Source organism: Nocardioides sp. P5_E3, assembly GCF_054049275.1.
The window spans coordinates 1-23,902 of record NZ_JBFUMR010000049.1 but is presented as its reverse complement, the minus strand read 5'-3'; the positions used below and the strand labels follow the sequence as shown (position 1 = coordinate 23,902).

The following is a 23,902-nucleotide window of genomic DNA, read 5'->3' as shown; positions in this document are numbered from 1 at the left end:
ACGGCGAGCTGCTCCGGCGTACGGGCCAGGGCCGCACGCGCCGCCGAGGCCGCCGCGGTGAACACGTCGCGGGTGCGCGCCCCGCGGCCGGCCGCCTCCATCGCGGCGTCGGACGCGGCTCGCGACACGCTGAGGATCGTGCCCTCGACGGGCGAGCCGACGGCGGCATAGCTGGCCTCCGTCGCCTCGGCCATGGCTGCGGCGATCGTCTCCGCCGGCTTGTCGGCGATCGCGGCACCCGCGAGGTGGCGGACGTAGGCGCGCAGCATCTGGCTGAGGATCACCCCGGAGTTGCCGCGCGCACCCATGAGCGCGGCCCGGGCGAGCACGGCCATCCCGTCGCCGAGGGACAGCCCCGGGTCGCTCGCAAGGGCCTCGCGCAACGCGTCGCGGGCCGCGGAGACGGTGAGGAACATGTTGGTGCCGGTGTCGCCGTCGGGCACGGGGTAGACGTTGAGCGCGTCGATCTCCTCGCGGGCCGAGGACAACGCGTCGGTGGCGATGTCGACGAACCGCGCGACGCCGTCCAGCGTGATGCCGTGGGTGACGTGCTCCATCGCGTCGGTCTGCTCCCGGGTGTGTGCTGGATGCCTGGCGGGTACCTGGTGCCCGCTGGGGGTCGCTCGGATGTGGTGCTGAGGCTGCTTCGTCGTACGATGTGGTGCGCGCCACAGGGTAGTGCCCGGCACCCACGGCCCCTGCGATTTCATCTCGCCGCAGGTCCTCGGCTACTCTTGCGCGGTTGCCTGCTGCCGCTTCTGGCGGTCAGGCCTGATGAACATCTATCACCCTCGAACGGATCGGAGTGCACGGTGGCTGCCGTCTGCGACATCTGCGCCAAGAAGCCGGGCTTCGGAAACAACCGTCCCTGGTCGCGCAAGATCACCAAGCGTCGTTTCAACCCCAACATCCAGCGCGTCCGGGCGACCGTGAACGGCACGCCCAAGCGACTCAACGTCTGCACCGGTTGCCTCAAGGCCGGCAAGGTCTCGCGCTGACCTGACGTCTTCTTCGTCGAAGCCCCCGTCGCTCTGCGGCGGGGGCTTCGTCGTTCCTCAGGGGCTGTCCGCGGGATTCAGCGATCCCCGGCTGACCGGCACTTCCGTACGTTGTCAGGCCTTGCATGGCCTGACAACGTCAGCGATCCCCGGCTGACCGGGGATCGCTGAAGTGGGCCAGGACCGACGGCTCAGAAGTGGGTCCAGCCGGTGGGGCCGTCGTACGTCCCGCCGTCGACGGTGACGCCCTCGCCCTCGCGGACCTCGCCGATCACCTGCCAACCGGACGGGACCGAGGCCGCGTCGGGGAAGGTCGCCAGCAGCGAGTGGTCGTCACCACCACCGAGGATGAACTGCATCGGATCGGCGCCCAGCGCGGCGCCGACGGCCTGGAGCGGCTCAGGGACCTCGAACGCGCTGGTGCGTACGTCGATGGCGACGCCGCTCGCGTCCGCGATGTGCCCGGCCTCGGCGAGGAGGCCGTCGGAGACGTCGATGAGGGCGGTCGCCCCGGCCTCGGCGGCCTCCTTGCCCGCGGCGTACGGCGGCTCCGGCCTGCGGTAGGCCTCGACGAGCACCCGCGGGGAGCGGAAGCCGCGGCCGAGGACCGCGAGGCCGCCGGCGGCCCACCCCTGGCGACCGGTGAGCGCGAGGACGTCGCCGGGCTGGGCGCCCGAGCGCAGGACGGGTGCCTGGGTGCACTGGCCGAGGACCGTGACGGCGATCACCACCTGGTCGGCGCGCGTGACGTCGCCGCCCACGACCGTCGCACCGACGCTCGCGCACTCCTCCGCGAAGCCGCGGGCGAAGTCGAGCGCCCACGCGACCGGGAGGTCCGCGGGGGCCGCGAGGCCGATGGTGAGGTGACGCGCGGTGCCACCCATGGCGTTGATGTCGGAGAGGTTCTGGGCGGCGGCCCGGTGGCCGACGTCGGCGGCGTCGGCCCAGTCGCGACGGAAGTGCCGGCCCTCGACCATCAGGTCGGTCGAGACGACCACGTGGCCGTGCTTGACGCGCAGCACGGCGGCGTCGTCGCCGGGTCCGACGAGCACGTGCTCGTCGCCCTCGAAGATCTCCACGAGCTGGGAGATCAGGCCGAACTCGCCTGCCTCGCCAAGGGTTGCGTCCGCTGTCGTGGCCATGGCTCCATCCCACCAGACCCGACCCGTGATCACAGTCACCCATCCCCTGTCGGCCCGCCCGCGTCGCGCGGTAGGTTGGCCCGGTCACACCCGCTGAAGAGACCGAGGAGTCCACGATGGTCGTCCAGGCCTACATCCTGATCCAGACCGACGTCGGCAAGGCCGCCGAGGTGGCCAAGGCCATCGCCCAGGTCAGCGGCGTCACGCTTGCTGAGGACGTCACCGGTCCCTACGACGTGATCGTCCGAGCCGAGGCCAAGAACGTCGACGAGCTCGGCAAGCTCGTCGTCTCGAAGGTGCAGAACCTCGACGGCATCACCCGCACGCTCACCTGCCCGGTCGTCCACATCTGAGCCGACCGGCCCACGTGCACCTGAGTCGACGCCTCGGTCCGTCCACGGGCCGGGGCGTCGTCGCGTCCGGAGCCACCGCCGTCGTGCTCGCCCTCGCGGGCTGCAGCAGCACCCCGACGATCGACGACGTCGAGCTCTCCGACGCCGACCGGGCCGCCTGCGAGGCCCTGGTCGCCGACCTCCCCGACACCCTCGCCGGTCTGGACCGGCGCGACGTCGAGCCGGCCGACGCGCTGGGTGCGGCCTGGGGCGATCCGGCGTACGTCCTCACGTGCGGCGTGCCCGAGCCGGGCGACTACGAGCCGACCGCCGAGTGCAACGTCATCGACGGCGTGGGCTGGTACGTCCCTGACGACCAGCTCTCCGACCAGTCCGAGGACGCAACGCCGATCGCGCTGAGCCTCGAGCCCTACGTCGAGGTGCTGGTGCCGGCCGACTACCGCACCGAGGGCATCGACCGCGCGCTGGCCGAGCTGGCGCCGGCGCTGAAGCAGCACCTCGGGGAAGGTCTGTCCTGCCTGTAGCAGTCCCCGGCCTCAGCGGAGGCCGGTGTCGCGCCGCAACGCGAGCTGGACGAGCCGGTCCACGAGGTCGGGGTAGGACATGCCGGTCGCGGCCCACAGCTGCGGGTACATCGAGGTCGGGGTGAAGCCCGGCATCGTGTTGAGCTCGTTGATCACCAGCGAGCCGTCGGGCATCACGAAGAAGTCCACGCGCGCGAGACCTTCGCAGGACAGGGCCTCGAAGGCGCGCACGGCCATCGCGCGCAGCTCCTGCTCGATCGCGGCCGGCAGGTCGGCGGGGATGTCGATCTCGGTGTGCTGGTCGGCGAGGTACTTCGCCTCGAAGTCGTAGAACTCGTGGTCGCCGCCGGTGCGGACCTCGCCCGGTCGCGACGTCTCCGGCGGGCCCTCGAGCGTGCCGAGCACACCGCACTCGACCTCGCGCGCTCCCTCCATCGACTGCTCGACGAGCACCTTGGGGTCGTGGCGGAACGCCTCCTCGAGCGCCGCGTCGATCTCCGAGGCGTCGTGCACCTTGCTGATCCCCATGCTCGACCCGGCGCGGGCGGGCTTGGCGAACGACGGGAAGCCGACCTCCTCGACCCGTGCGCGTACGCCGATCGCGTCCTGCTCGAACTCCGTGCGGGTCACGACGATGCCGGGCGTCGCCGGGAGACCGGCGGCCTGCAGGACGACCTTCATGTAGGCCTTGTCCATGCCGATCGCTGACGCGAGCACCCCCGAGCCGACGTAGCGCACGCCGGCCATCTCCAGCATCCCCTGCAGGGTGCCGTCCTCGCCCCACGGGCCGTGGAGCAGCGGGAAGACCACGTCGACCTCGCCGATGACCGACGGGACGCTGGCCGGCTCGGCGACCACGAGGTCGGTGCCGGTGGCAGCACCCATCAGCGCCACCGGGGACCGCCCGGCGTCGACCTGCGGCAGGTCGTTGCCGCGGATCGCGAGCCGGGTGGGCTCGTCGCTCTCCAGCACCCACCGGCCGTCGGGGGCGATCCCGACCGGCACGACGTCGTAGGCCTCGCGGTCGATCGCGGCCAGCACGCTCCCCGCGGTCACGCACGAGATGCCGTGCTCGGAGGAACGGCCACCGAAGACGACCGCGACGCGCGGCTTGCGGCTCGTGGCGGCTGGGGTCGGGTCCGAGAGGGGGGCTGCGGTCTTGTCAGGGGAGGTGTCGTTCATCGCCTCGACCCTATCCACCTACGCTGGCGCGCATGGCTGCAGACTCACCGCTCAGGCCCGGCACGATCGCCGTCACGGCCGGCCGGCCGGACAAGGTCCCCGACGCCCCGCTCAACACGCCGATCACCATGGCGGCCACCTACGTGGCCGGCGGCGAGGTGGAGTACGGCCGCTACGGCAACCCCACCTGGACGGCCCTGGAGGACGCGCTCGGCGCCCTCGAGGGCGGTCGGTGCCTGACGTTCGCGTCCGGGCTCGCCGCTGTCGCCACCGTGCTCGACCTGGTGGGCAAGGAGGGCAAGGTCCTGGTGCCGAAGCACGGCTACACCGGCACGATCATGCAGCTCGCCGACCTCGAGTCGCGCGGTCGGCTCACCGCCGAGATGGTCGACGTCACCGACACCGACGCGGTCGTCGCGGCCTGCGACGGCGCTGCGCTCGTGTGGCTGGAGTCGCCCACCAACCCCGCCCTCGAGGTCGCCGACATCGCGACGATCACGAAGGCCGCGCACGAGGCCGGCGCCTACGTCGTCGTCGACAACACCTTCGCCACTCCCCTGCTGCAGCGCCCGCTCGAGGACGACGTCGACATCGTGGTGCACTCCGCGACGAAGTACCTCGCCGGCCACTCCGACGTGCAGATGGGCGCGATCGTCACCCGCGACGACGAGCTCTACGGCGTGCTCAAGGGCCGTCGGGACCTCGTCGGAGCCATCCCCGGTCCCTTCGAGGCCTGGCTGACCCTGCGCGGCCTGCGCACCCTGCACCTGCGCGTCGAGCGCGCGCAGTCCAACGCCCAGGAGCTCGTACGCCGCCTCGCCGAGCACCCCGCGCTGTACGAGGTGCGCTACCCCGGGTTCGGCGCGATCGTCAGCATCGTCCTCGCCCAGGGCGAGGTGGCCGCCGACCTGCTCAGCCGCAAGACGCGGCTCTGGATCCACGCCACCTCGCTCGGCGGCGTCGAGTCGAGCCTCGAGCGCCGCCGCCGCTGGAAGGCCGAGGCCGCCACCATCCCCGACGGGCTCGTCCGGCTCTCCGTCGGCATCGAGGACGTCGAGGACCTCTGGGAGGACCTGCGCGCGGCCCTGGACGGCTGCGTCGGCTGACCGCAGCGCCCGCGCGTACCGGCGGGATGTCATGGGAATCTCCGGGCAGGACCGGCGATTCCCATGACGTTGTCGTGGGAGCCGCCATGGCCGCGACGCTCAGTGCAGCTCGGGCTTGGTGTCGCGGGCGATGAAGGAGTTCATCATGTCGAGCGCGGTCATCTTGCCGTCGACGACGGCGTCGACCGCCTCGGCGATCGGGGCGTCGACGCCCATGCGGCGGGCGAGCTCCAGCAGGGACTTGCAGGACTTCGCGCCCTCGGCGACCTGACGGGTGGAGGCGTAGATCTCCTCGGTCGTCATGCCCTGACCGAGGCGCTCACCGAAGGTGCGGTTGCGCGAGAGCGGCGACGAGCACGTGGCGACGAGGTCGCCGAGGCCGGCGAGACCCATGAGGGTCAGCGGGTTGGCGCCCTGCGCGGTCGCCAGGCGCGCGGTCTCCGCAAGACCGCGGGTGATGACCGAGGCGGTGGTGTTGTCACCGAAGCCCAGCCCGACCGCCATGCCGACGGCGAGGCCGACGACGTTCTTGTACGCACCGCCGATCTCGCAGCCGAGCACGTCCACCGAGGTGTAGGGCCGCCACGACGGCCCGTGCGTCAGGGCCTGGATGTGCTTGGCGCGCTCCTCGTCGAGGCAGGCGACGACGGACGCAGCCGGCTCGCGGCGGGCGATCTCGCGCGCCAGGTTGGGTCCGCTGACGACGGCGATCCGGTCGGCCGAGGCGTCGGTGACCTCCTGGATCACCTCGCTCATCCGCATCAGGGAGCCGAGCTCGACGCCCTTCATCAACGACACGAGCGTGGCCTTCTCGGGGATGACCGGCGCCCACGCGGTGAGGTTCTCCCGGAGGGTCTGCGACGGGACGGTGAGCACGACGACGTCCGCGTCCGCCGCGACCTGCTCCGGGTCCGTCGACGCGGAGATCGACGGCGGCAGCTCGATGCCCGGCAGGTAGTCGGTGTTCTCCCGGCGCTCGTTGACGGCCTCGACGACCTCCTCGCGCCGGGCCCACAAGGACACGTTGTTGCCGGCGTCGGCCAGCACGAGCGAGAAGGCGGTGCCCCACGACCCGGCACTGAACACTGCGATCTTCGTCATCGGGTGCGCTTCCTCTTCGTCCGGTGGGCCCCGTCGTGGGCGGTGTCGTGCGGGTTGCCGGTCTCGCGTACGCCGCTGCTGCGGGGGTCGTAGCGCTGCTCGGGTGCGGTCTCGTCACGGAGGTCGGCCACGATCGCCGTGACCGCGGCCATGATGCGGTCGGTCGCACGCGCCGTCGTCTCGGCGGACGCGGGGAGCCCGAGCAGGTCCTCGAGGTCCACCGGGTCACCGGCCTTCATGACGATGTTCTTGCGCGGCACGAGGTGCGGCCGCTTCGTGTAGGGCGGGAGCACCTCCTGCGCACCCCACTGCCCGACCGGGATCACCGGACAGCCGGTGGCCAGGGCGATGCGAGCCGCGCCGGTCTTGCCCTTCATCGGCCACAGGTCGGGGTCGCGCGTCAACGTGCCCTCGGGGTAGATGATGATGCACTCGCCCTCGCCGATCGCCTTCACCGCGGCGTCGTACGCACCGATCGCGTTGCGGCTCAGGCGCTCGACGGGGATCTGGCCGGCGGACGTCAGGAAGCCGCCGAGGTACTTGTTGCTGAAGAGCCCGGACTTCGCGAGGTAGCGCGGGAGCCGGCCGTGGTCGTAGACGAAGTGCGCCGACAGCAGGGGGTCGACGTGGGAGATGTGGTTGATGACCACGATGCAGCCACCGGTGGCCGGGATCTTCTCTCCGTCGATCCACGTGCGCGACGTCGCGCTGATCAGCGTCGGCTTGAGGATCGACGCGGCAACGGTGATCGCCCAGCCGCGCTTCTGCTCGAGCTTCCTGACGCGCACCGCCACCCCTCCCGATCGTGCTCTCCTCGCGGGCCCCGCCCGGACGCTGCCTGCGTCGCGAGCAGGCTACTCGGTCGACGGGGTGCAGGGACCCCACCGGCACGCTGGTGCCGGATGGGAGAATCGGCGTGATGTCCGCCGATGCCCGACCCACGCGCTGCGTGGTCGTCGTACCCGTGAAGTCGCCCACCTACGGCAAGTCCCGACTGACCGGGCTCGCCGACGACCATCGACGTGACCTGGCCGAGGCCTTCGCGCTGGACACCGTCCAGGCCGCCGCGGCCACGCCCGGAGTCGACGCCGTCCTCGTCGTCACCGACGACCACCGCCTGGCCGCGTCCGTGCGCACCCTCGGGTGCGAGGTGATCCCCGACGGCGTCAGCGAGGACCTCAACGCGACACTCGTGCAGGCGGTCGCGGAGGTCGCGCGACGCTGGCCCGGAGCGGTGCCCGTCGTGCTGTGCGCCGACCTGCCGGGGCTGCGGCCCGTCGAGCTGGCCGGGGTGCTCCGCGAGGTGCACGAGCAGGTCGCGGCAGGACGCGCCGCGTTCGTGCGCGACCACACGGGCATGGGCACGACGTTGTACGCCGCCCCTGCCGACGGCTTCGACCCGTCCTTCGGTGTCGCCTCCGCGGCGCGCCACGAAGGCACCGGGGCCGTCGAGGTCGGCACCAGCGCGACCAGCGTGCGCACGGACGTCGACGACCCGGACGACCTGGATGCCGCGCTGCTGGCCGGTGTCGGTCCGCACACGACGCGGGCAAGCGAAGGGCGGGCCACCCCCTCGGGGTGACCCGCCCTTCGACGCGGCGCCAGCGAGCCGGCGGCTGCGTCAGGACTTCTTGGCGGTCTTCTTCGCCGTGGTCTTCTTGGCGGTGGTCGTCTTCGCCGGCGCCTTCTTGGCCGTCGACTTGCTCGCCGTCGTCTTGCTGGCGGTGGACTTGCTGGCCGTCGCCTTGCTGGCGGTGGACTTGCTGGCCGTCGACTTGCTGGCGGCCTTCGTGGCGGTCTTCTTCGCGGGCGCCTTCTTGGCGGTGCTCGCGCTGGACGACTTCTTGGCCGTCGACTTCTTGGCCGTGGTCTTCTTCGCCGCGGACGTCGAGGACGCCTTCTTCGCCGGGGCTGCCGACTTGGAGGCCGCGGACTTCGCCGGCGCCGACTTCTTGGCGGCGGCACCCGTCACTGCTGCCGCGGCAGCCCGGACACCGGGCGGCTTGGGCATCGTGGCGGCGGTCAGCCTCGGCAGCTTCTTCGCGCCCGAGATGACGTCCTTGAGCTCCTTGCCGGCGGAGAACTTCGGCACGGACTTCTTCTTCGACTTCATCCGCTCGCCGGTCTGCGGGTTGCGGACCCACCGGGCGTTGCGGACGGCCTTCTCGAACGAGCCGAAACCGGTGATCGCGACCTTCTCACCCTTGGCGACCTCGCGGGTGATGGTGTCCAGCACGGACTCCAGTGCGTGGGCCGCCTGCTTGCGGTTCCCCTCGTAACGCGCGGCGAGCGCGTCGATGAGCTCTGACTTGTTCACTAGCTTCCCTTCCCAATGAACCTCGGACGCCGAGCTCGTGCTCGACCTTCTCAAGGCACGCTAGGCACATGGAAGGGTGAGGACAATCACCAAAGCCCCTGTTTGTAGGGGTTTTTCACGCAGTGACGGGCTTCCAGCTCGGTCGCCCCGCCTCAAAGGCGGTGATGTCGGCGTCGTGCGACAGCGTGATGCCGATGTCGTCGAGGCCCTCGAGGAGGCGCCACCGGGTGTAGTCGTCGATGTCGAAGGAGTCCTCGACGGCGTCCTCGCCGACGCCAGCGCGGACGGTGCGGCTCTCCAGGTCGACGGTGATCTCGCCACCCGGGTTGTCCTCGAGCCAGTCCCACAGCCGCTGCACGACCTTCTCGTCGACCTGCGCCGCGACCAGCCCTGCCTTGCCTGAGTTGCCGCGGAAGATGTCGGCGAAGCGCGAGGAGATGACGGCCTTGAAGCCGTAGTTCTGCAGGGCCCACACCGCGTGCTCGCGCGAGCTGCCGGTGCCGAAGTCAGGACCGGCGACCAGCACGGACCCACCGGTGTAGGTCGGGTTGTTGAGCACGAAGTCGGGGTCGTTGCGCCAGGCCGCGAAGAGGCCGTCCTCGAAGCCCGTGCGGGTCACCCGCTTCAGGTAGACCGCGGGGATGATCTGGTCGGTGTCGACGTTGCTGCGCTTGAGCGGGACGCCGACGCCGGTGTGGGTCGTGAACTTGTCCATGGGTCAGACCTCCTGCAGGTCGGCGGGGCTGGAGAGCGTGCCGCGCACGGCGGTGGCGGCGGCGACGGGCACCGAGACGAGGTGCGTGCGTCCGCCCTTGCCCTGGCGGCCCTCGAAGTTGCGGTTGGACGTCGACGCGCTCCGCTCCCCCGGGGCGAGCTGGTCGGGGTTCATGCCGAGGCACATCGAGCAGCCGGCGCCGCGCCACTCCGCACCCGAGGCGATGAACACCTTGTCGAGACCCTCGGCCTCGGCCTGGAGGCGTACGCGCACCGAGCCGGGCACGACGAGCAGCCGGGTGTCGGCGGCGACCGTCCGGCCCTCGAGGATGGACGCCGCCAGGCGCAGGTCCTCGATGCGGCCGTTGGTGCACGAGCCGACGAAGACGGTGTCGACCTTGACGTCGCGCAGCGGCGTGCCGGCCTCGAGACCCATGTACTGCAGGGCCTTCTCGGTCGCGACCCTGTCGTTGGGCTCGTCGAAGTCGTCGGGGCTGGGGATCCTCGCACCGAGCGGCGCGCCCTGGCCCGGGTTGGTGCCCCAGGTGACGAACGGCGTCATGGTGGACGCGTCGAGCTCGATGACCTTGTCGAAGACCGCGTCGTCGTCGGTACGCAGGGTCTTCCAGTGGGCGACGGCTGCGTCCCAGTCGGCACCCTTCGGCGCCTCCGGCTTGTCCTCGATGTAGTCGAAGGTGGTCTGGTCGGGCGCGATGAGGCCGGCCTTGGCTCCCCACTCGATCGACATGTTGCAGACGGTCATCCGACCCTCCATCGAGAGCTCCTCGATGGCCTGGCCGCGGTACTCGACGATGTAGCCCTGGCCGCCACCGGTGCCGGTGTGCGTGATCAGGGTGAGGACGAGGTCCTTGGCGGTGACGCCCTCGGGCAGGCTGCCGTTGATGGTGACGGCCATCGTCTTCGGCCTGGCCTGCGTGAGGGTCTGGGTGGCGAGCACGTGCTCGACCTCCGACGTGCCGATGCCGAAGGCGATCGCACCGAAGGCACCGTGCGTGGAGGTGTGGGAGTCGCCGCAGACGATCGTCATGCCGGGCTGGGTCAGGCCGAGCTGGGGGCCGACGACGTGGACGATGCCCTGCTCGATGTCGCCGAGCGGGTGCAGGCGCACGCCGAAGTCGGCGGCGTTCTTGCGCAGCGTGTCCACCTGCAGGCGGCTCACCGGGTCGGCGATCGGCTTGTCCCAGTCGAGGGTCGGGACGTTGTGGTCCTCGGTCGCGAGGGTGAGGTCGGGACGGCGTACGGAGCGGTTCGCCAGGCGGAGGCCGTCGAAGGCCTGCGGCGAGGTCACCTCGTGGAGGAGGTGGAGGTCGATGAAGAGGAGGTCGGGCTCTCCGGGGGCACTCCGGACGACGTGCTCGTCCCAGACCTTCTCGGACAGGGTCTTGCCCATGACACAAACTCCTTTGACTTTGCCGCGTGCGGTAGGACGACGCTACATCTTGCATCCCACTCTCTGAGATGAGAATATCGGCATATGGACAACGGATCTGGCGTCGGCGTACTCGACAAGGCCGCGCTCGTGCTCGCGGCGCTGGAGGCCGGACCGGCCACCCTGGCCGGCCTGGTGGCCGGCACCGGGCTGGCCCGACCCACCGCTCACCGGCTCGCTGTCGCGCTCGAGCACCACCGCCTCGTGGCCCGCGACATGCAGGGCCGCTTCGTGCTCGGGCCGCGACTGGCCGAGCTGTCCGCCGCCGCCGGCGAGGACCGGCTGCTCGCCGCAGCCGGCCCCGTCCTCGCCCGACTGCGCGACATCACCGGCGAGTCCGCCCAGCTGTGGCGCCGCCAGGGCGAGCACCGCGTGTGCGTCGCCGCCGCCGAGCGCCCGTCCGGCCTGCGCGACACGATCCCGGTCGGCTCGCAGTTGACCATGAACGCCGGCTCGGCCGCGCAGATCCTGCTGGCGTGGGAGGACCCCGAGCGCATGCACCGCGGCCTGCAGAACGCCGCCTTCTCGGCCACCGCCCTGTCCGGCATCCGCCGCCGCGGCTGGTCGCAGTCCGTCGGCGAGCGCGAGCAGGGCGTGGCCTCGGTGTCCGCGCCGGTCCGCTCCCCCGGCGGCAAGGTCATCGCCGCGGTGTCGGTCTCCGGTCCCCTCGAGCGACTCTCCCGCCAGCCCGGCCGGATGCACGCGCCCGCCGTGCTCGCCGCAGCCGACCGGCTGTCGGAGTCGCTGCGCCGCGCCGCGTCCGAGTAGCTCCCCGCTCGACCTCCCGATGGTGGCGGCACATGGCACGCCACCGCGGCGTCCGACTGTGATCTGCCGCCACCTTCCCGACCGACCTCCCGATGGTGGCGGCAGATCACCCGACAAGCAGGTGTCCTGCTGCGATCTGCCGCCACCTTTCGGCCCGCAGTGATCTCGGGCAGGGTGGGCGCATGGCAGACCTCGTGGACCTCGGGCCAGCAGGTGAGCGGCTGGCCGCCGTCGCCGCCAACGTCACCGACGACCAGCTCGACGGACCGACCCCCTGCGAGGGGCGTACGGTCGGGCAGCTCGTCCAGCACCTCGTGGGGCTGACACTCGCCTTCCGGGCCGCAGCGGACAAGGACTTCGGTCCCCTCACCGACACCAGTCCCGACGAGGCCGGGTGGCCCGAGGTCCAGCCGGGCTGGCGCGAAGCCCTCGCCGAGCAGGTCCCGGCGCTGGCCGTGGCCTGGCGCGACCCGGCGGCGTGGGAGGGCATGACCCGCGCCGGTGGCGTCGACCTGCCGGGCCAGGTGGGCGGACTGGTCGCGCTCGACGAGGTCGTCCTCCACGGGTGGGACCTGGCGCGGGCCACCGGCCAGCCCTACGAGTGCGACGACGCGACCGCCGGATCGTGCATGGCGTTCGTCGGGGGCTTCGACGAGGGCGGCACCCCGGGCCTGTTCGGTCCCTCCGTGCCGGTCGCTCCCGGTGCGTCGGCCTTCGAGCAGGTGCTCGCCCGCTCGGGCCGCGACCCGAGGTGGACACCCTGAGCACGCGCACGGGCGAGGACACCGACCGTCTGGGTCGGGTGGGCCACGTCCGGGCCGTCCTCGTCCGCCTCGCCGTCCTGGGCATCGCCCTCACGGCCTACACGCTGCTGGTGGTGCCACGGATGGGCGACGGCGGAGATGCCGCGATCGGAGCCGGTCTGATCGCGTTCGCCGCCCTCGCGACGGCCGGGTTCGTGGGCTGCCTCGTCGACGCGGCGAGGGTGGGCGCTGCCACTGCCGTGGCCTGGTGGTTGCTGGTCGCCGCCGGCCTGGCCGTCGGGTGGTGGGTCGCGCTCGCGGTCCCGCGGGACGCCTCGATGTCGTTCACCGAGCTCCTTGCCTCAGACGTCGGCCAGCTGCCGTTCACGTTCGGGCTCGTCGCGGGTCCGGCCGTCGTGGGTGCCGCCATCGGTCGCGCGACGGCTCGCACATCTGACCCATCTCGCACATCTCACGAATGAAGGAACCTCGACGCGCCCGTTGCGGCCTCGTGCCTCGGCCGTAGGACTTGCTCGATCTGGCCACGCCCACGCGCCGAGCTCGTTCCTCGCTCGACGCTGCGTGTCTCAGAAGAGCGCGTCCTGCTCCAGCTCCAGCAGCTGCTGCTTGCGCTCGAGGCCGCCGGCATAGCCGGTCAGCGTGCCGTTGGCGCCGATGACGCGGTGGCACGGCACCACGATCGGGATCGGGTTGCGACCGTTGGCCAGGCCGACCGCGCGCGATGCCGCGTTGGTCATGCCCAACCGGCCGGCGATCTGGCCGTAGGACGCGGTCTCGCCGTAGCCGATGAGCTCGAGCTGGGTCCACACGCGGCGCTGGAAGTCGGTGCCGACCGGCGCGAGCGGCAGGTCGAAGTCGGTCAGCTCGCGCTCGAAGTACGCCGCCAGCTGCCGCACGGCCTCGGCGAGCACGGGGTCGTCGTCGGAGCGCGCGCCCAGCGGCCGACCGTCCACCGGCTGGCGGAACGGCGAGAACTCGATCGCCACGATCGAGCCGTCGCGCTCGACGATGCGCAGGTCGCCCACGGGTGAGGGCATCACGGTCCACATGTCAGTTCTCCTCATCAGCGCGGGACGGCGCGGGGGTGTCGGGCATCAGGGTGTTCCAGAGGTGCATCAGGGCGTAGGAGCGCCACGGCTTCCAACGCTCGGGGTCCGGGTCGCCTCCTCCGGGCGTGGCCAGGCCGGCGAGCAGCCGGCGCACCGCGAGGTCGGTGGGCAGGAAGACGTCCGGATGTCCGAGCGCCCGCATCGCGACGTAGTCCGCCGTCCAGGGGCCGATGCCGGGCAGCTCCAGCAGCGCGCGTCGTACGTCGTCGCGGTCGGGGCCCCGGTCGAGCAGCACCCTGCCGTCGGCGAGCGCCGCGGCCAGCCCGACGAGCGCCCGGCCCCGCGCGCGGGGCATCGGCAGGGTGGTCGGGTCGGCCGCCGCGAGCGTCGCGGCGTCGGGGAAGAGGTGCGTCAGGCCCGGGACGTCGGACTCGACGGGGCGTCCGTGCTCGACCACGAGGCGTCCGGCGACCGTGCGGGCGCCGGTGACGCTGACCTGCTGCCCGATGACCGTGCGGATCGCCGTCTCGTCGCCGTCGACCTGCCCGGGGACGCGCAGTCCCGGGGTGGCGCGGACGAGGTCACCGAGCACCGGGTCGGCCGCGAGGTGGTCGTCCACCGCGCGCGGGTCGCAGTCCGCGTCGAGCAGGCGGCGTACGCGCTCGCTGGCGGCCGCCGTGTCGCGCAGGTCCTCGAGCCGGAACTCGGCGGTGACGAAGCCGGTCCCGCCGCCGGCGCGGTCGGAGGTGTCGGGGAGGTCGGCCAGCCCGAGGCGCACGGTGCCGCTGCCGTGGGGCAGGTCGAGCGTACGGGCGTACCAGCCCGGTCCGGCGACCTCGACGCCCGGCACGAGGTGGTAGGCGAGGAAGTCGAGCATCCGCCGCCCGGCGAACGGTGTGCGGACGGGCAGCCGCATGGTGACGGCGCCGGCGCTGCGGGCGCCCGTACGACGACCGCGCAGCTCGCTGGGCGAGGACGCGTAGATCTCGCGCAGCGTCTCGTTGAACTGGCGGACGCTGGCGAAGCCGGCCGCGAAGGCCACGTCGGTCAGCGGCAGGTCGGTGGTCTCGATGAGCACCCGCGCGCTCTGGGCGCGACGAGCCCGGGCCAGCGCCAGCGGACCCGCACCCAGCTCCTGGGTCAGGAGGCGGCCGAGGTGGCGCGGGGTGTAGCCGACCCGGCGGGCCAGCCCGTCGACACCCTCGCGGTCGACGAGTCCGTCGGCGATCAGGCGCATCGCCCGCCCGGCGACGTCGGCGGCGACGTCCCACTCCGGACTGCCGGGCGTCGCGTCGGGCAGGCAGCGCTTGCAGGCGCGGAAGCCGGCGGCGTGCGCGCTCGCTGCGGTGGGGTGGAACGTGACGTTGCCCGGCGCGGGGGTCCGCGCCGGGCACGAGGGCCGGCAGTAGATGCCGGTGGTCCGGACTGCGGTGTAGAACACCCCGTCGAAGCGGCGGTCCCGGCTGCTGACGGCGCGGTAGCAGGCCTCGGTGTCGAGGTGCCCGGTCGGTGTCATGACCCGAGCCTGTCACCCGGAGGCACCTCACACCAGCGGAAATCGGACACCGCCGTGGGCGTCGGGCGCGCGGTCGACCTAGGCCTGTCCGGCCGGCCGGTAGCGGCGCTCCGGCCGTCCGGCTCCGCCGTACTGCAGGCGTACGACGGCAGCGCCGCGGGCGACGAAGTGCTCGAGGTAGCGGCGCGCGGAGACGCGGGAGATGCCGACGAGGTCCGCGCACTCAGCAGCGGAGAGCTCGCCGGCGCTGCGCAGCGCGTCCTGCACCGCCTCGGCGGTCTCCGGGCTCAGTCCCTTGGGCAGGCTCACCGGCGGCGACGGGGCCGCCGCAGCGGCGCCGAACACCGCGTCGATGTCGTCCTGGCCGGGCGCGCCAGATCCGGAGAGCGCGAGCTGCGCGGCGCGGAACGTCTCCAGCCGGACGCGGAGGTCCTCGTAGTCGAACGGCTTGACGAGGTAGTGGACCGCTCCCCCGGACGCCGCGGCCCGGACCGTGTCGGCCTCGCGCGCCGCGGTCACCATCAGCACCCCGACGTCGTCGCCACCGCCCCGGAGGCGCCGCAGCACGTCGATGCCGGTCATGTCGGGGAGGTGGACGTCGAGCAGCACCAGGTCGGGTCGAAGCCGCGCGATGTCGTCGAGGGCGGCCTGACCGCTGCTGGCGACCCCGACGACGACGAAGCCCTCGGTGCGCTCCACGAACTGGGTGTGGATGCGCGCGACCATGAAGTCGTCGTCGACCACCAGCACCCCGAGGTCGTCCGTCCCGCTCACCCGACCTCCACTCCCGGCAACCGCACCTCGAAGACCGCGCCCGTGCCGTCCTCGCCGGCACCGACCCCGACGGAGCCTCCCCGACGCTCGCAGACGACCTGCACGAGCGCCAGTCCGACACCCCGTCCCTCGACGGTCGGCCCCTTGGAGCTCCAGCCGCGGCGGAAGATCCGGCCCACCTCGTCCGGCGGGACACCGGGCCCGGTGTCGGCCACCGCCAGCCGGACCACGTCGCCGTCGAGGCTCAACGCGACCTCCACCGACCTGCCGCCCACCGACACGGACGCGTCGACGGCGTTGTCGACCAGGTTGCCCAGCACCGTGCCGACGTCGGTGGAGCCCTCCGGGTCGAGCCGGGGCAGGCTGCTGTCGGCGGCGATGCTGAGGTCGACGCCCCGCTCGACCGCGAGGCTGGTCTTGGCGATGAGGAGCGCCGCGACGGCCGGGTCCTCGACGTGGGCCAGCACCGCGTCGGAGATCTCCCGGCGGCGCCGGCTCAGCGTGCCGACGAGCCGGGACACCTCGTCGTACTCCCCGAGCTGCACGAGGCCGGAGATGGTGTGCAGCTGGTTGTGGAACTCGTGGGTCTGCGCCCGCAGCGTGTTCGTGATCGACTCGCGCGCGCTGAGCTCGCTCTGCAGCGCGAGCAGCTCGGTGCGGTCGCGCAGGGTCGTCACCGACGCGACGGTGCGCCCGCCCTCGACGACCGGGTTGCGGTTGACCACCAGGACCCGCTCGCCCAGCACGACGACGTGGTCGCGGATCGCCGCGTCGTCGGACAGCAGGTCGCGCACGGCCGGGTCGAGGTCGAGGTCGTCGACCCGGCGGCCCTCGACGTCGCCGTCGAGGCCGATGAGCTCACGCGCGCTGTCGCTCAGCACGGTGACGGTGCCGTCGTCGGCCACGGCGACGACGCCCTCGCGGATCGAGTGAAGGAGCGCCTCGCGCTGGTCGGCCAGGGCCGCGATGGCGGCAGGCTCCAGGCCGCGCGTACGACGGCGGATCAGCCGCGAGAGCAGGAACGACCCGGCCACGCCGAGGCCCAGGGCGAAGCCGGCGAAGGTGAGGAGGTCGGGCACCACGCTGCGGGCCCGTTCACGCCACGTGGGGTACTCCTCGGCGACCATCGAGATGCCGACGAGGTCGCCCTGGTCGTCGATGATCGGCACCTGGGCCGCGATCGACGGCGTACCGAAGTCGTCGACGTCACCGGTCCACGTGCGCAGCTGATGCACGGTGCTCGAGCCGAGGTCGACGTGCTGGTCGCGACCGCCGAAGTCGCTGCTGACGAGCACCCGCCCCTCGGGGTCGGTGAGGTAGACGCCGCTGGCCTGGACCCTGGTGCGCACCTGCTGGGTGTACGACGTCAGCGTCCCGCGTCTGCGCTCGACCCGGTCCGCGACGAAGGCGTCGCGCACGACGGCGGTGTTGGCCATCGACTCCGCCGCGGCTCGCATCCGGGCACCGCGGGTGTCACGGAAGTCGGCGTCGCTCTGCTGCACCGACACGATGCTCGCCAGCGCCACGACGGCGAGGAGCACCGTCAGCTGCAGCACCAGGAACTGGCCGGCGAGCGTCGCCGGCCACCAGCGCGAGCGTGACCACAAGTTCCACAACCTCCATTGCTTACCCAACCGTGACGACCGCCACAGGAGTCTCCCACCATCGTCACGTCGGAACCGATCCGAGAGATGGAGACCACATGCTGCGCCAACGGACCAGGCGGACCGGGAGGACCCGGCGGGCTGCGGCCGCGCTGACGGCCCTCGCCGGCGTCGTGCTGCTCGCCACCGGTTGTGGGGTGACCCGTGGGCCCCAGACCGCCGACGACCTCACGATGCTCATCCCCAACAGCCCGGGCGGAGGCTACGACCAGACCGGTCGCACCGCCATCGCGGTGATGGAGAACGCCGACATCAGCCCCGGCTCGTTCGAGGTCACCAACGTGATCGGCGCCGGCGGCTCGGTCGCCATGACGCGACTCATGAACGCCGACGGCGACGAGCGCACCATGATGACCGCCGGGCTCGGCGTCGTCGGGTCGCTCTACTCCTTCGGCGCCCCCTACAAGCTCGACGACGCGACGCCGCTGGCGCAGCTCATCGAGGACCAGGAGGGCGTGCTGGTCCCGGCCGACTCGCCCTTCAAGACCATCGACGACCTCGTCGCGGCCTGGGAGAAGGACCCCGACTCGGTCGTCATCGGCGGCGGGTCGTCACCGGGCGGCCCCGACCACCTGTTCCCGATGCAGCTGGCCACCGCGGTCGGCGTCGACCCCCGCGAGCTGCGCTACGTCGTGTACGACGGCGGCGGCCCGCTGACCACCGCCCTGCTCGGCAACAAGATCGACGTCGGCTTCTCCGGCGTCGGCGAGTTCGAGGGGCCGCTGTCCTCCGGCGAGCTGCGGCTGCTGGCCGTGTCCGGCGAGGAGCGTCTCAAGGGCGAGGGGATCAGCGAGTCCCCCACCCTGACCGAGGCCGGCATCGACCTGGTCTTCACCAACTGGCGCGGCGTCTTCGCGCCCCCCGGCATCAGCGACGAGCGGCGTGACGAGCTGATCGCGATGCTCGAGGAGATGCACGACACCCCCGAGTGGAAGCAAGCCCTCGAGGACAACGGCTGGATCGACGAGTTCAAGACCGGCGACGAGTTCACGACGTTCCTCCAGGAGCAGGACGAGCGCGTCGCCACCACCCTCGAGGAGCTGGACCTGCTGTGAGCACATCACTCGACACCCCCACCACCCCCAATCCCCCCGGGTCCCCGCAGGAGACACCCGACCGTGATCTCGCCCAGCTCGGCCTCGCCGCGCTGCTGGTCGTCGTCGGCGCCTACACCTTCTGGGAGGCCACCACGCTGCGCGTCGGCTTCGGCGACCCGGTCGGTCCGCGGATCTTCCCCTACGTCATCGGCGCCGTCACCGTGCTGCTCGGCGTCCTGCTGGTGATCGCCACCCTGCGCGGCGACGTGCCCCAGGCCGAGGGCGGCGAGGACGTCGACCTGCGCCACCCCGCCGACTGGACCACGGTCCTCAAGCTGGTCGGGGTGCTGCTCTTCACCGTCCTGACGATCACCTTCCTCGGCTGGGCCGTGAGCGGTGCGCTGCTGTTCGTCGGATCGGCGTGGTCCCTCGGGAGCCGCACGCTCGTGCGTGACGTCATCGTCGGCTTCGTGCTCTCCGTGGCCAGCTGGTACTTCTTCCACGAGGGCCTGGGCGTCATCCTCCCGGCCGGGATCCTGGACGGGGTGCTCTGATGGAGAACCTCGGACTGCTCATGGACGGCTTCAGCTCCGTCCTCACCCCGGAGAACCTGCTCTACGCCGTCATCGGCGTGCTCCTCGGCACCTTCGTCGGCGTCCTGCCGGGCATCGGCCCGGCCATGGCCGTGGCGCTGCTGCTGCCCGTGACCTACGGCCTCGAGCCGATCTCGGCCTTCATCATGTTCGCCGGCATCTACTACGGCGGCATGTACGGCGGCTCGACCACCGCGATCCTGCTCAACACACCGGGCGAGTCCGCGTCGGTGATGACGGCCCTCGAGGGCAACCTCATGGCACGGGCCGGACGAGCCGCACAGGCGCTCGCCACCGCGGCGATCGGCTCCTTCATCGCCGGCACGATCGGCACGCTCCTCGTCGTCTTCTTCGCCCCGGCACTGGCATCGGTGGCGGTCGAGATCGGCGCCCCGTCCTACTTCGCCCTCATGGTGCTGGCGATGGTCATGGTCACCAGCGTGCTCGGCGGATCGCCCCTGCGCGGCTTCATCGCGCTCTTCCTCGGCCTCACCATCGGCCTGGTCGGCCTCGACCTCAACACCGGCCAGTCGCGGCTGAGCTTCGACCAGCCGCTGCTGGCTGACCGCATCGACGTGGTCATCGTCGCAGTCGGCATCTTCGCCCTGGGCGAGGCACTCTGGGTCGCTGCCCACCTGCGTCGCAGCCCCGCCCACGTCATCCCGGTCGGACGCCCGTGGATGAGCCGCTCCGACCTGAAGCGGTCGTGGGGTCCGTGGCTGCGCGGCACGGCGTACGGCTTCCCGTTCGGCGCGCTGCCGGCCGGCGGCGCGGAGATCCCGACGTTCCTGTCCTACATCACCGAGAAGCGGATCGCCGCCCGCAAGGGCCACGACGACTTCGGCAAGGGCGCGATCGAGGGAGTGGCCGGACCGGAGGCGGCCAACAACGCCTCGGCCGCGGGCACCTTCGTCCCGCTGCTCGCACTGGGTCTGCCCGTGACCGCCACCTCCGCCGTCATGCTGGCCGCCCTGCAGGGCTACGGCATCGAGCCCGGTCCCGGGCTGATGACGGACCAGCCGGAGCTCGTGTGGGCCCTGCTGGCCAGCCTGCTCATCGGCAACGTCCTGCTGCTGGTGCTCAACCTGCCGCTTGCGCCGCTCTGGGCGAAGTTGCTGCGCATCCCGCGGCCCCAGCTCTACGCGGGGATCCTGTTCTTCGCCGCCCTGGGCGCGTACGCCGCCAACCTGCAGGCGTTCGACCTCTTCCTGCTGCTCCTGCTAGGCTTCCTCGGCCTGATGATGCGGCGCTTCGCCCTGCCGGTCCTGCCGCTGATCCTCGGCGTGATCCTCGGGCCGCTCATGGAGTTCCGGCTCCGCGAGGCGATGGCCATCTCGGGTGGTGACGTCTCGGCGCTGTGGAGCGAGCCGCTCGCCATCGTGATCTACGTGGTGGTGTCGATCGCCGTGGTCGCACCGTTCGCGGTGCGCCGGCTGCGCCCGACGCCCGCCGCAGTGGCCGCGGACCAGAGCCTGACGACCGACGACACCCACACAGAGGAGAAGGTGCGATGAACGACGGTGCGAGCGTGATCGTGGTGGGCTGGACGCCCGACGAGTTCGGCGAGGTCGCGTTGCACCGCGGCGTCGAGGAGGCGAGGCTCCGCGCAGGTCGCGTCGTGGTGGTCAACGCCACCCGCGGCGACGCGCTGGTGGACGACCGCTTCGCCGACGACGAGCAGCTGGGCCGCCTGACCGCGGAGCTGGCCGCCAGCGGCATCGAGGTCGACGTACGACGCTCGATGGGCGCCGACGTCGGCGACCAGGTCCTCGCGGTGGCCCAGGACGTCTCCGCCGACCTCGTCGTGATCGGCCTGCGCCGGCGCTCCCCCGTGGGCAAGCTGCTCATGGGCAGCGTCGCGCAGCGCATCCTGCTCGGTGCGGACTGCGCCGTGCTGGCGGTGAAGCCCCCTGGCTAGGTCGGCCTAGGTCCCGCTCGGGGCAGCGCGGCGCCGGTGGCGGATGACCAGCGCGCAGGCCCCGGACAGCAGCACCACGCCGGCCGGCACGACGATCCCGCGGAGCACTCCGTCGGGATCATCGTCGTCCCCGGACGACGAGGACGCCGCCGCTCCCACCGCGTCGGGCGTGCCGTCGCCCACTTCGAAGCGGATCTCGCCGGCCATCTCGTGGCCGTCGGAGGACACGACGTCGTAGGTCAGGGTGTAGGCACCGTCGGGACCCGCCCAGAGGTTCTGCCGGACCTCTGGCCCCGTCGCCGTGGCAGTGCCGTTGGCGACGCTCCCGTCAGGCCCCGTGACGGTCACCTCGTGCACCTCTGCGACCGGACCGCTGAAGGTGAGGATCGCCCGCGACGGCATCTCACGCAGCACCCCCGAATCGGACGGGTCGGAGAAGAGGAGCTCGTCGTGGGCGGCGGCCGGAGGCACCGTGGCCCAGCAGAGGACGGCCGCCACGGCCGCCAGGACGAGCCGGGCGGCACCTCGCCGCGCAGCGAGGCCGGTCACGAGCCGAGCTCCGCGCGCCACGACACCAGGTCGTCCCACTGCTGGGACAGACGGTGCTCGGTGGCGCCGACGGGGTCCTTGAAGAAGAAGGCGAGAGCGGTGAGCGGACCCGTCCGCCCGGCTGCGTGCGCGGCGGACACCAGGCGCGCCAGGTCGAGGACGAGCGGCGCGGCCAGCGCGGAGTCACACCCCTCCCAGGTGAGCTGCAGCGTCATGCGGGTGCCGAGGAAGCCGTCGAAGCGCACGTGGTCCCATGCCGTCTTCCACTCCCCCAGGTCCTCGACCTGGTCGATGTGCATGGGCCCCGGGACGGGGCGGCCGACGATGGCGTCGAGCCCGCTGCGCTTCGCGACGGTCTTGCTCCGAGCGGCCTCGGGGTCGGCCAGGGTCGCCCCGTCGCCACCCCCGAGGAGGTTGACCGAGGTCCACGACCGCAGCTCGAGGGCCCGCATCACGAACATGGGGGCGAGCGCCGACTTGAGCAGCGTCTCCCCGGTCTTGCCGTCGCAGCCCGCCCAGGGCAGGCCGCTCTCACGCGCAGCCTCGACGACGACCGGGAGCCGCAGGCACGGGCTGGGCGTGAACGACACGAAGGAGGCGCCGGCGCGGAAGGCCGCCAGCGCGTAGACCGCCCCGACCGGCAGCGCGTCGTCGACCTCCGTCATCGAGTCGGGGTCCGGAACCGGAGGCTGGGTGCTGGCGACGTCGACGACGACCACCCGGTCGAGGTGGTGCCGGTCGCGGAAGTCCGCGATGTCGCCCGCGAGCCGCTCGACCGCCTCGGCGGCGGTGGCCGAGCCCACGACGTGGCCCGGGCGCACCTCGGCGTCGACGGCCTCGAGGTGGGTGCGGGCGACGTCCACCAGGGCGGCTGGCACCACGCCGCCCGCGGCCAGCTCCTCGGCCCGCTTGGGCAGCGAGTGGGAGCTGACGTCGTGGCCGCCGAAGACCAGCCCTGCGAGGGCCGGCAGGCCGTCGGGCTGCAGCTCCGGCAGCTCGGTCACGAGAGCGGTGGTCGGTGCGAGGCCATGCGCCACGGCGTACGCACCGACCACCGCTGTGGTGGCCACCGAGCCCCGCGCACCCACGAACCACACGCCTGTCCTGGCCGTCACCTCGGGCGTGGGGGTCATGTCGTCCTCCTCGGACGGATGGGCGGGGGCCCAGCGGACATCAGGGGGCCATCAGGGCCGTAGGCGGTCAGGACGAGGTCGAGAACGCCGCGTCGAAGGCCGCGGTCGGCGCGTCGAAGGCGAGCCTGCGCACGAACTCCAGCGCCTCGGGGGCCCCGACGAGACGGTCCATCCCGGCGTCCTCCCACTCCACGGAGATCGGGCCGTCGTAGCCGATCGTGTTGAGCATCCGGAACGACGCCTCCCACGGCACGTCGCCGTGACCGGTGGACACGAAGTCCCAGCCGCGGCGCGGGTCGGCCCAGGCCAGGTGCGAGCCCATGCGGCCGTTGCGGCCGTTGCCGACCTGGCGCTTCGCGTCCTTGCAGTCGACGTGGTAGATCCGGTCCTTGAAGTCCCACAGGAAGCCGACCGGGTCGAGGTCCTGCCAGACGAAGTGCGAGGGGTCCCAGTTGAGGCCGAACGCCTCGCGGTGGCCGATGGCCTCGAGCGCCGCGACGGTGGTCCAGTAGTCGTAGGCGATCTCGGACGGGTGCACCTCGTGGGCGAAGCGGACGCCCTCGCTGTCGAAGACGTCGAGGATCGGGTTCCAGCGGTCGGCGAAGTCCTGGTAGCCCGCGTCGACGAGGGCCTGCGAGGCCGGCGGGAACATGGCGACGTACTTCCAGATCGAGGACCCGGTGAAGCCGACCACGACGTCGACGCCGAGCTTGCGCGCGGCCCGGGCGGTCATCTTCATCTCCTCCGCAGCGCGCTGGCGCACGCCCTCGGCGTCGCCGTCGCCCCAGATGCGGTCGGGGAGGATGTCGCGGTGGCGCGCGTCGATCGGGTCGTCGCAGACCGCCTGGCCCTTGAGGTGGTTGCTGATGGCGAACACCTGGAGGTCGTACTTCTTCAGCATCTCGAGCTTGGCCGGGACGTAGGACTCGTCCTCCACCGCCGCCCACGGGTCGAAGTGGTCGCCCCAGCAGGCGAGCTCGAGGCCGTCGTAGCCCCAGCCCGACGCGAGCTTGCACATCTCCTCGAACGGCAGGTCGGCCCACTGGCCGGTGAACAGGGTGACGGGGCGTGGCATGTGTGCTCCTCAGGGTGTGGTGGTGCGTTTCGGCTGGTTCTGGTCGTGATGGTGGTGCTGGTCAGGTGGATCGGGGTGGTGGTCGGGCGGGCCGGGTGGCCGCGCGGACCGGTGCCGGGACGGAGCGCCGTGTCCCGGCACCGGCCGCTGGGGGCGGTGCCTCTCGGCACCACCC

Annotated in this window: 27 protein-coding genes; 12 read left to right on the top strand and 15 right to left on the bottom strand. The window is 72.1% G+C overall.

What is annotated here, in order from left to right:
- The coding region (locus tag ACXJKB_RS21870) for a DAK2 domain-containing protein (protein WP_457192189.1) at positions 1 to 557 on the bottom strand (557 nt) is incomplete at its 3' end.
- Between the two features lie 255 nt (positions 558 to 812).
- On the opposite strand from ACXJKB_RS21870, the gene rpmB reads away from it, so the two are divergent.
- Entirely contained in the window at positions 813 to 998 is a 186-nt protein-coding gene (rpmB, locus tag ACXJKB_RS21865; RefSeq protein ID WP_056602600.1) for a 50S ribosomal protein L28, read from the top strand.
- Positions 999 to 1,189: 191 nt separating this feature from the next.
- On the opposite strand, the gene ACXJKB_RS21860 is transcribed toward rpmB, so the two are convergent.
- Positions 1,190 to 2,140: a thiamine-phosphate kinase gene (locus tag ACXJKB_RS21860; RefSeq protein ID WP_457192186.1), complete on the bottom strand. Its 951-nt coding sequence runs from the start codon at positions 2,138 to 2,140 to the stop codon at positions 1,190 to 1,192.
- A gap of 116 nt (positions 2,141 to 2,256) precedes the next feature.
- Between ACXJKB_RS21860 and ACXJKB_RS21855 the strand changes: the two genes are divergently transcribed.
- Together ACXJKB_RS21855 and ACXJKB_RS21850 are read left to right on the top strand one after the other, a co-directional pair.
- A complete protein-coding gene (locus ACXJKB_RS21855; protein WP_091196254.1) occupies positions 2,257 to 2,493 on the top strand; it encodes an Lrp/AsnC family transcriptional regulator in 237 nt (78 codons plus the stop codon).
- Between the two features lie 14 nt (positions 2,494 to 2,507).
- Positions 2,508 to 3,017 carry a DUF3515 domain-containing protein gene (locus ACXJKB_RS21850; protein WP_457192184.1) on the top strand — a complete coding sequence of 170 codons (510 nt, stop codon included), beginning with the start codon at positions 2,508 to 2,510 and terminating at the stop codon, positions 3,015 to 3,017.
- A gap of 12 nt (positions 3,018 to 3,029) precedes the next feature.
- Here the strand turns inward: ACXJKB_RS21850 and ACXJKB_RS21845 are convergent, their stop codons facing one another.
- On the bottom strand, positions 3,030 to 4,199 hold the full coding sequence (locus ACXJKB_RS21845) for a D-alanine--D-alanine ligase family protein (protein ID WP_457192182.1): 1,170 nt from the start codon (positions 4,197 to 4,199) through the stop codon (positions 3,030 to 3,032).
- A 32-nt stretch (positions 4,200 to 4,231) separates the two neighbouring features.
- Here ACXJKB_RS21845 and ACXJKB_RS21840 point away from each other — a divergent pair, with 32 nt between their 5' ends.
- Complete coding sequence (locus ACXJKB_RS21840; protein WP_457192180.1) at positions 4,232 to 5,305, top strand: trans-sulfuration enzyme family protein; 1,074 nt, start codon at positions 4,232 to 4,234, stop codon at positions 5,303 to 5,305.
- A gap of 99 nt (positions 5,306 to 5,404) precedes the next feature.
- Here ACXJKB_RS21840 and ACXJKB_RS21835 read toward each other — a convergent pair whose 3' ends face one another.
- A complete protein-coding gene (locus ACXJKB_RS21835) occupies positions 5,405 to 6,406 on the bottom strand; it encodes an NAD(P)H-dependent glycerol-3-phosphate dehydrogenase (protein WP_457192178.1) in 1,002 nt (333 codons plus the stop codon).
- Entirely contained in the window at positions 6,403 to 7,194 is a 792-nt protein-coding gene (locus ACXJKB_RS21830; RefSeq protein WP_457192176.1) for a lysophospholipid acyltransferase family protein, read from the bottom strand. The genes ACXJKB_RS21835 and ACXJKB_RS21830 overlap by 4 nt, the downstream gene beginning before the upstream one ends.
- Positions 7,195 to 7,325: 131 nt before the next feature.
- Here ACXJKB_RS21830 and cofC point away from each other — a divergent pair, with 131 nt between their 5' ends.
- Positions 7,326 to 7,988, top strand: coding sequence for a 2-phospho-L-lactate guanylyltransferase (gene cofC, locus ACXJKB_RS21825; RefSeq protein WP_457192174.1), 663 nt, complete (start codon positions 7,326 to 7,328; stop codon positions 7,986 to 7,988).
- A gap of 39 nt (positions 7,989 to 8,027) precedes the next feature.
- Here cofC and ACXJKB_RS21820 read toward each other — a convergent pair whose 3' ends face one another.
- From ACXJKB_RS21820 to leuC, 3 genes are all read right to left on the bottom strand, one after another.
- Positions 8,028 to 8,723: an HU family DNA-binding protein gene (locus tag ACXJKB_RS21820; RefSeq protein WP_457192172.1), complete on the bottom strand. Its 696-nt coding sequence runs from the start codon at positions 8,721 to 8,723 to the stop codon at positions 8,028 to 8,030.
- 115 nt (positions 8,724 to 8,838) lie between these two features.
- Positions 8,839 to 9,438, bottom strand: a complete 600-nt coding sequence (leuD, locus tag ACXJKB_RS21815) for a 3-isopropylmalate dehydratase small subunit (RefSeq protein ID WP_457192170.1) — start codon at positions 9,436 to 9,438, stop codon at positions 8,839 to 8,841.
- A gap of 3 nt (positions 9,439 to 9,441) precedes the next feature.
- The gene (gene leuC, locus ACXJKB_RS21810; RefSeq protein ID WP_457192168.1) at positions 9,442 to 10,848 is read right to left on the bottom strand and encodes a 3-isopropylmalate dehydratase large subunit; all 1,407 of its coding nucleotides are present in this window, start codon (positions 10,846 to 10,848) and stop codon (positions 9,442 to 9,444) included.
- Between the two features lie 84 nt (positions 10,849 to 10,932).
- Here leuC and ACXJKB_RS21805 point away from each other — a divergent pair, with 84 nt between their 5' ends.
- The 3 genes from ACXJKB_RS21805 (at position 10,933) to ACXJKB_RS21795 (ending at position 12,880) form a co-directional block, all read left to right on the top strand.
- A complete protein-coding gene (locus tag ACXJKB_RS21805; protein WP_090972091.1) occupies positions 10,933 to 11,655 on the top strand; it encodes an IclR family transcriptional regulator in 723 nt (240 codons plus the stop codon).
- A gap of 182 nt (positions 11,656 to 11,837) precedes the next feature.
- A complete protein-coding gene (locus ACXJKB_RS21800) occupies positions 11,838 to 12,419 on the top strand; it encodes a TIGR03086 family metal-binding protein (RefSeq protein ID WP_457192166.1) in 582 nt (193 codons plus the stop codon).
- Positions 12,407 to 12,880: a hypothetical protein gene (locus ACXJKB_RS21795; protein ID WP_457192164.1), complete on the top strand. Its 474-nt coding sequence runs from the start codon at positions 12,407 to 12,409 to the stop codon at positions 12,878 to 12,880. The genes ACXJKB_RS21800 and ACXJKB_RS21795 overlap by 13 nt, the downstream gene beginning before the upstream one ends.
- Before the next feature lie 105 nt (positions 12,881 to 12,985).
- On the opposite strand, the gene ACXJKB_RS21790 is transcribed toward ACXJKB_RS21795, so the two are convergent.
- The 4 genes from ACXJKB_RS21790 to ACXJKB_RS21775 all read right to left on the bottom strand — a co-directional run bounded on the left by ACXJKB_RS21790 (position 12,986) and on the right by ACXJKB_RS21775 (position 17,365).
- Positions 12,986 to 13,468, bottom strand: coding sequence for a methylated-DNA--[protein]-cysteine S-methyltransferase (locus tag ACXJKB_RS21790; RefSeq protein ID WP_457192162.1), 483 nt, complete (start codon positions 13,466 to 13,468; stop codon positions 12,986 to 12,988).
- A 1-nt stretch (position 13,469) separates the two neighbouring features.
- Complete coding sequence (locus ACXJKB_RS21785; protein WP_457192160.1) at positions 13,470 to 14,984, bottom strand: AlkA N-terminal domain-containing protein; 1,515 nt, start codon at positions 14,982 to 14,984, stop codon at positions 13,470 to 13,472.
- 78 nt (positions 14,985 to 15,062) lie between these two features.
- Positions 15,063 to 15,758, bottom strand: a complete 696-nt coding sequence (locus ACXJKB_RS21780; RefSeq protein ID WP_457192158.1) for a response regulator — start codon at positions 15,756 to 15,758, stop codon at positions 15,063 to 15,065.
- A complete protein-coding gene (locus ACXJKB_RS21775; protein ID WP_457192156.1) occupies positions 15,755 to 17,365 on the bottom strand; it encodes an ATP-binding protein in 1,611 nt (536 codons plus the stop codon). Before ACXJKB_RS21775 ends, ACXJKB_RS21780 begins: the two co-directional genes overlap by 4 nt.
- Before the next feature lie 95 nt (positions 17,366 to 17,460).
- On the opposite strand from ACXJKB_RS21775, the gene ACXJKB_RS21770 reads away from it, so the two are divergent.
- Genes ACXJKB_RS21770 through ACXJKB_RS21755 form a run of 4 tightly spaced genes read left to right on the top strand, consistent with a single transcriptional unit; the run spans position 17,461 to position 20,970 of the window.
- Complete coding sequence (locus tag ACXJKB_RS21770) at positions 17,461 to 18,477, top strand: Bug family tripartite tricarboxylate transporter substrate binding protein (RefSeq protein WP_457192154.1); 1,017 nt, start codon at positions 17,461 to 17,463, stop codon at positions 18,475 to 18,477.
- Positions 18,474 to 19,013 carry a tripartite tricarboxylate transporter TctB family protein gene (locus ACXJKB_RS21765; protein WP_457192152.1) on the top strand — a complete coding sequence of 180 codons (540 nt, stop codon included), beginning with the start codon at positions 18,474 to 18,476 and terminating at the stop codon, positions 19,011 to 19,013. The genes ACXJKB_RS21770 and ACXJKB_RS21765 overlap by 4 nt, the downstream gene beginning before the upstream one ends.
- Positions 19,013 to 20,566, top strand: coding sequence for a tripartite tricarboxylate transporter permease (locus ACXJKB_RS21760; protein ID WP_457192150.1), 1,554 nt, complete (start codon positions 19,013 to 19,015; stop codon positions 20,564 to 20,566). Before ACXJKB_RS21765 ends, ACXJKB_RS21760 begins: the two co-directional genes overlap by 1 nt.
- Positions 20,563 to 20,970, top strand: coding sequence for a universal stress protein (locus ACXJKB_RS21755; RefSeq protein ID WP_457192148.1), 408 nt, complete (start codon positions 20,563 to 20,565; stop codon positions 20,968 to 20,970). Before ACXJKB_RS21760 ends, ACXJKB_RS21755 begins: the two co-directional genes overlap by 4 nt.
- Positions 20,971 to 20,976: 6 nt before the next feature.
- Here ACXJKB_RS21755 and ACXJKB_RS21750 read toward each other — a convergent pair whose 3' ends face one another.
- The 3 genes from ACXJKB_RS21750 to ACXJKB_RS21740 form a co-directional block, all read right to left on the bottom strand.
- A complete protein-coding gene (locus ACXJKB_RS21750; RefSeq protein WP_457192146.1) occupies positions 20,977 to 21,519 on the bottom strand; it encodes a copper resistance CopC family protein in 543 nt (180 codons plus the stop codon).
- Positions 21,516 to 22,652 carry an inositol-3-phosphate synthase gene (locus ACXJKB_RS21745; RefSeq protein WP_457192144.1) on the bottom strand — a complete coding sequence of 379 codons (1,137 nt, stop codon included), beginning with the start codon at positions 22,650 to 22,652 and terminating at the stop codon, positions 21,516 to 21,518. The genes ACXJKB_RS21750 and ACXJKB_RS21745 overlap by 4 nt, the downstream gene beginning before the upstream one ends.
- 67 nt (positions 22,653 to 22,719) lie before the next feature.
- The gene (locus ACXJKB_RS21740) at positions 22,720 to 23,727 is read right to left on the bottom strand and encodes a sugar phosphate isomerase/epimerase family protein (RefSeq protein WP_191196650.1); all 1,008 of its coding nucleotides are present in this window, start codon (positions 23,725 to 23,727) and stop codon (positions 22,720 to 22,722) included.
- Positions 23,728 to 23,902 lie beyond the last annotated feature (175 nt).

Bases quoted from the DNA above. Each gene is read 5' to 3' on its own strand.
- ACXJKB_RS21860 (WP_457192186.1), bottom strand. From the start codon at position 2,140: ATGGCCACGACAGCGGACGCAACCCTTGGCGAGGCAGGCGAGTTCGGC.
- ACXJKB_RS21855 (WP_091196254.1), top strand. From the start codon at position 2,257: ATGGTCGTCCAGGCCTACATCCTGATCCAGACCGACGTCGGCAAGGCC.
- ACXJKB_RS21845 (WP_457192182.1), bottom strand. From the start codon at position 4,199: ATGAACGACACCTCCCCTGACAAGACCGCAGCCCCCCTCTCGGACCCG.
- ACXJKB_RS21840 (WP_457192180.1), top strand. From the start codon at position 4,232: ATGGCTGCAGACTCACCGCTCAGGCCCGGCACGATCGCCGTCACGGCC.
- ACXJKB_RS21835 (WP_457192178.1), bottom strand. From the start codon at position 6,406: ATGACGAAGATCGCAGTGTTCAGTGCCGGGTCGTGGGGCACCGCCTTC.
- cofC (WP_457192174.1), top strand. From the start codon at position 7,326: ATGTCCGCCGATGCCCGACCCACGCGCTGCGTGGTCGTCGTACCCGTG.
- leuD (WP_457192170.1), bottom strand. From the start codon at position 9,438: ATGGACAAGTTCACGACCCACACCGGCGTCGGCGTCCCGCTCAAGCGC.
- leuC (WP_457192168.1), bottom strand. From the start codon at position 10,848: ATGGGCAAGACCCTGTCCGAGAAGGTCTGGGACGAGCACGTCGTCCGG.
- ACXJKB_RS21805 (WP_090972091.1), top strand. From the start codon at position 10,933: ATGGACAACGGATCTGGCGTCGGCGTACTCGACAAGGCCGCGCTCGTG.
- ACXJKB_RS21800 (WP_457192166.1), top strand. From the start codon at position 11,838: ATGGCAGACCTCGTGGACCTCGGGCCAGCAGGTGAGCGGCTGGCCGCC.
- ACXJKB_RS21790 (WP_457192162.1), bottom strand. From the start codon at position 13,468: ATGTGGACCGTGATGCCCTCACCCGTGGGCGACCTGCGCATCGTCGAG.
- ACXJKB_RS21785 (WP_457192160.1), bottom strand. From the start codon at position 14,984: ATGACACCGACCGGGCACCTCGACACCGAGGCCTGCTACCGCGCCGTC.
- ACXJKB_RS21770 (WP_457192154.1), top strand. From the start codon at position 17,461: ATGCTGCGCCAACGGACCAGGCGGACCGGGAGGACCCGGCGGGCTGCG.
- ACXJKB_RS21760 (WP_457192150.1), top strand. From the start codon at position 19,013: ATGGAGAACCTCGGACTGCTCATGGACGGCTTCAGCTCCGTCCTCACC.
- ACXJKB_RS21755 (WP_457192148.1), top strand. From the start codon at position 20,563: ATGAACGACGGTGCGAGCGTGATCGTGGTGGGCTGGACGCCCGACGAG.
- ACXJKB_RS21745 (WP_457192144.1), bottom strand. From the start codon at position 22,652: ATGACCCCCACGCCCGAGGTGACGGCCAGGACAGGCGTGTGGTTCGTG.
- ACXJKB_RS21740 (WP_191196650.1), bottom strand. From the start codon at position 23,727: ATGCCACGCCCCGTCACCCTGTTCACCGGCCAGTGGGCCGACCTGCCG.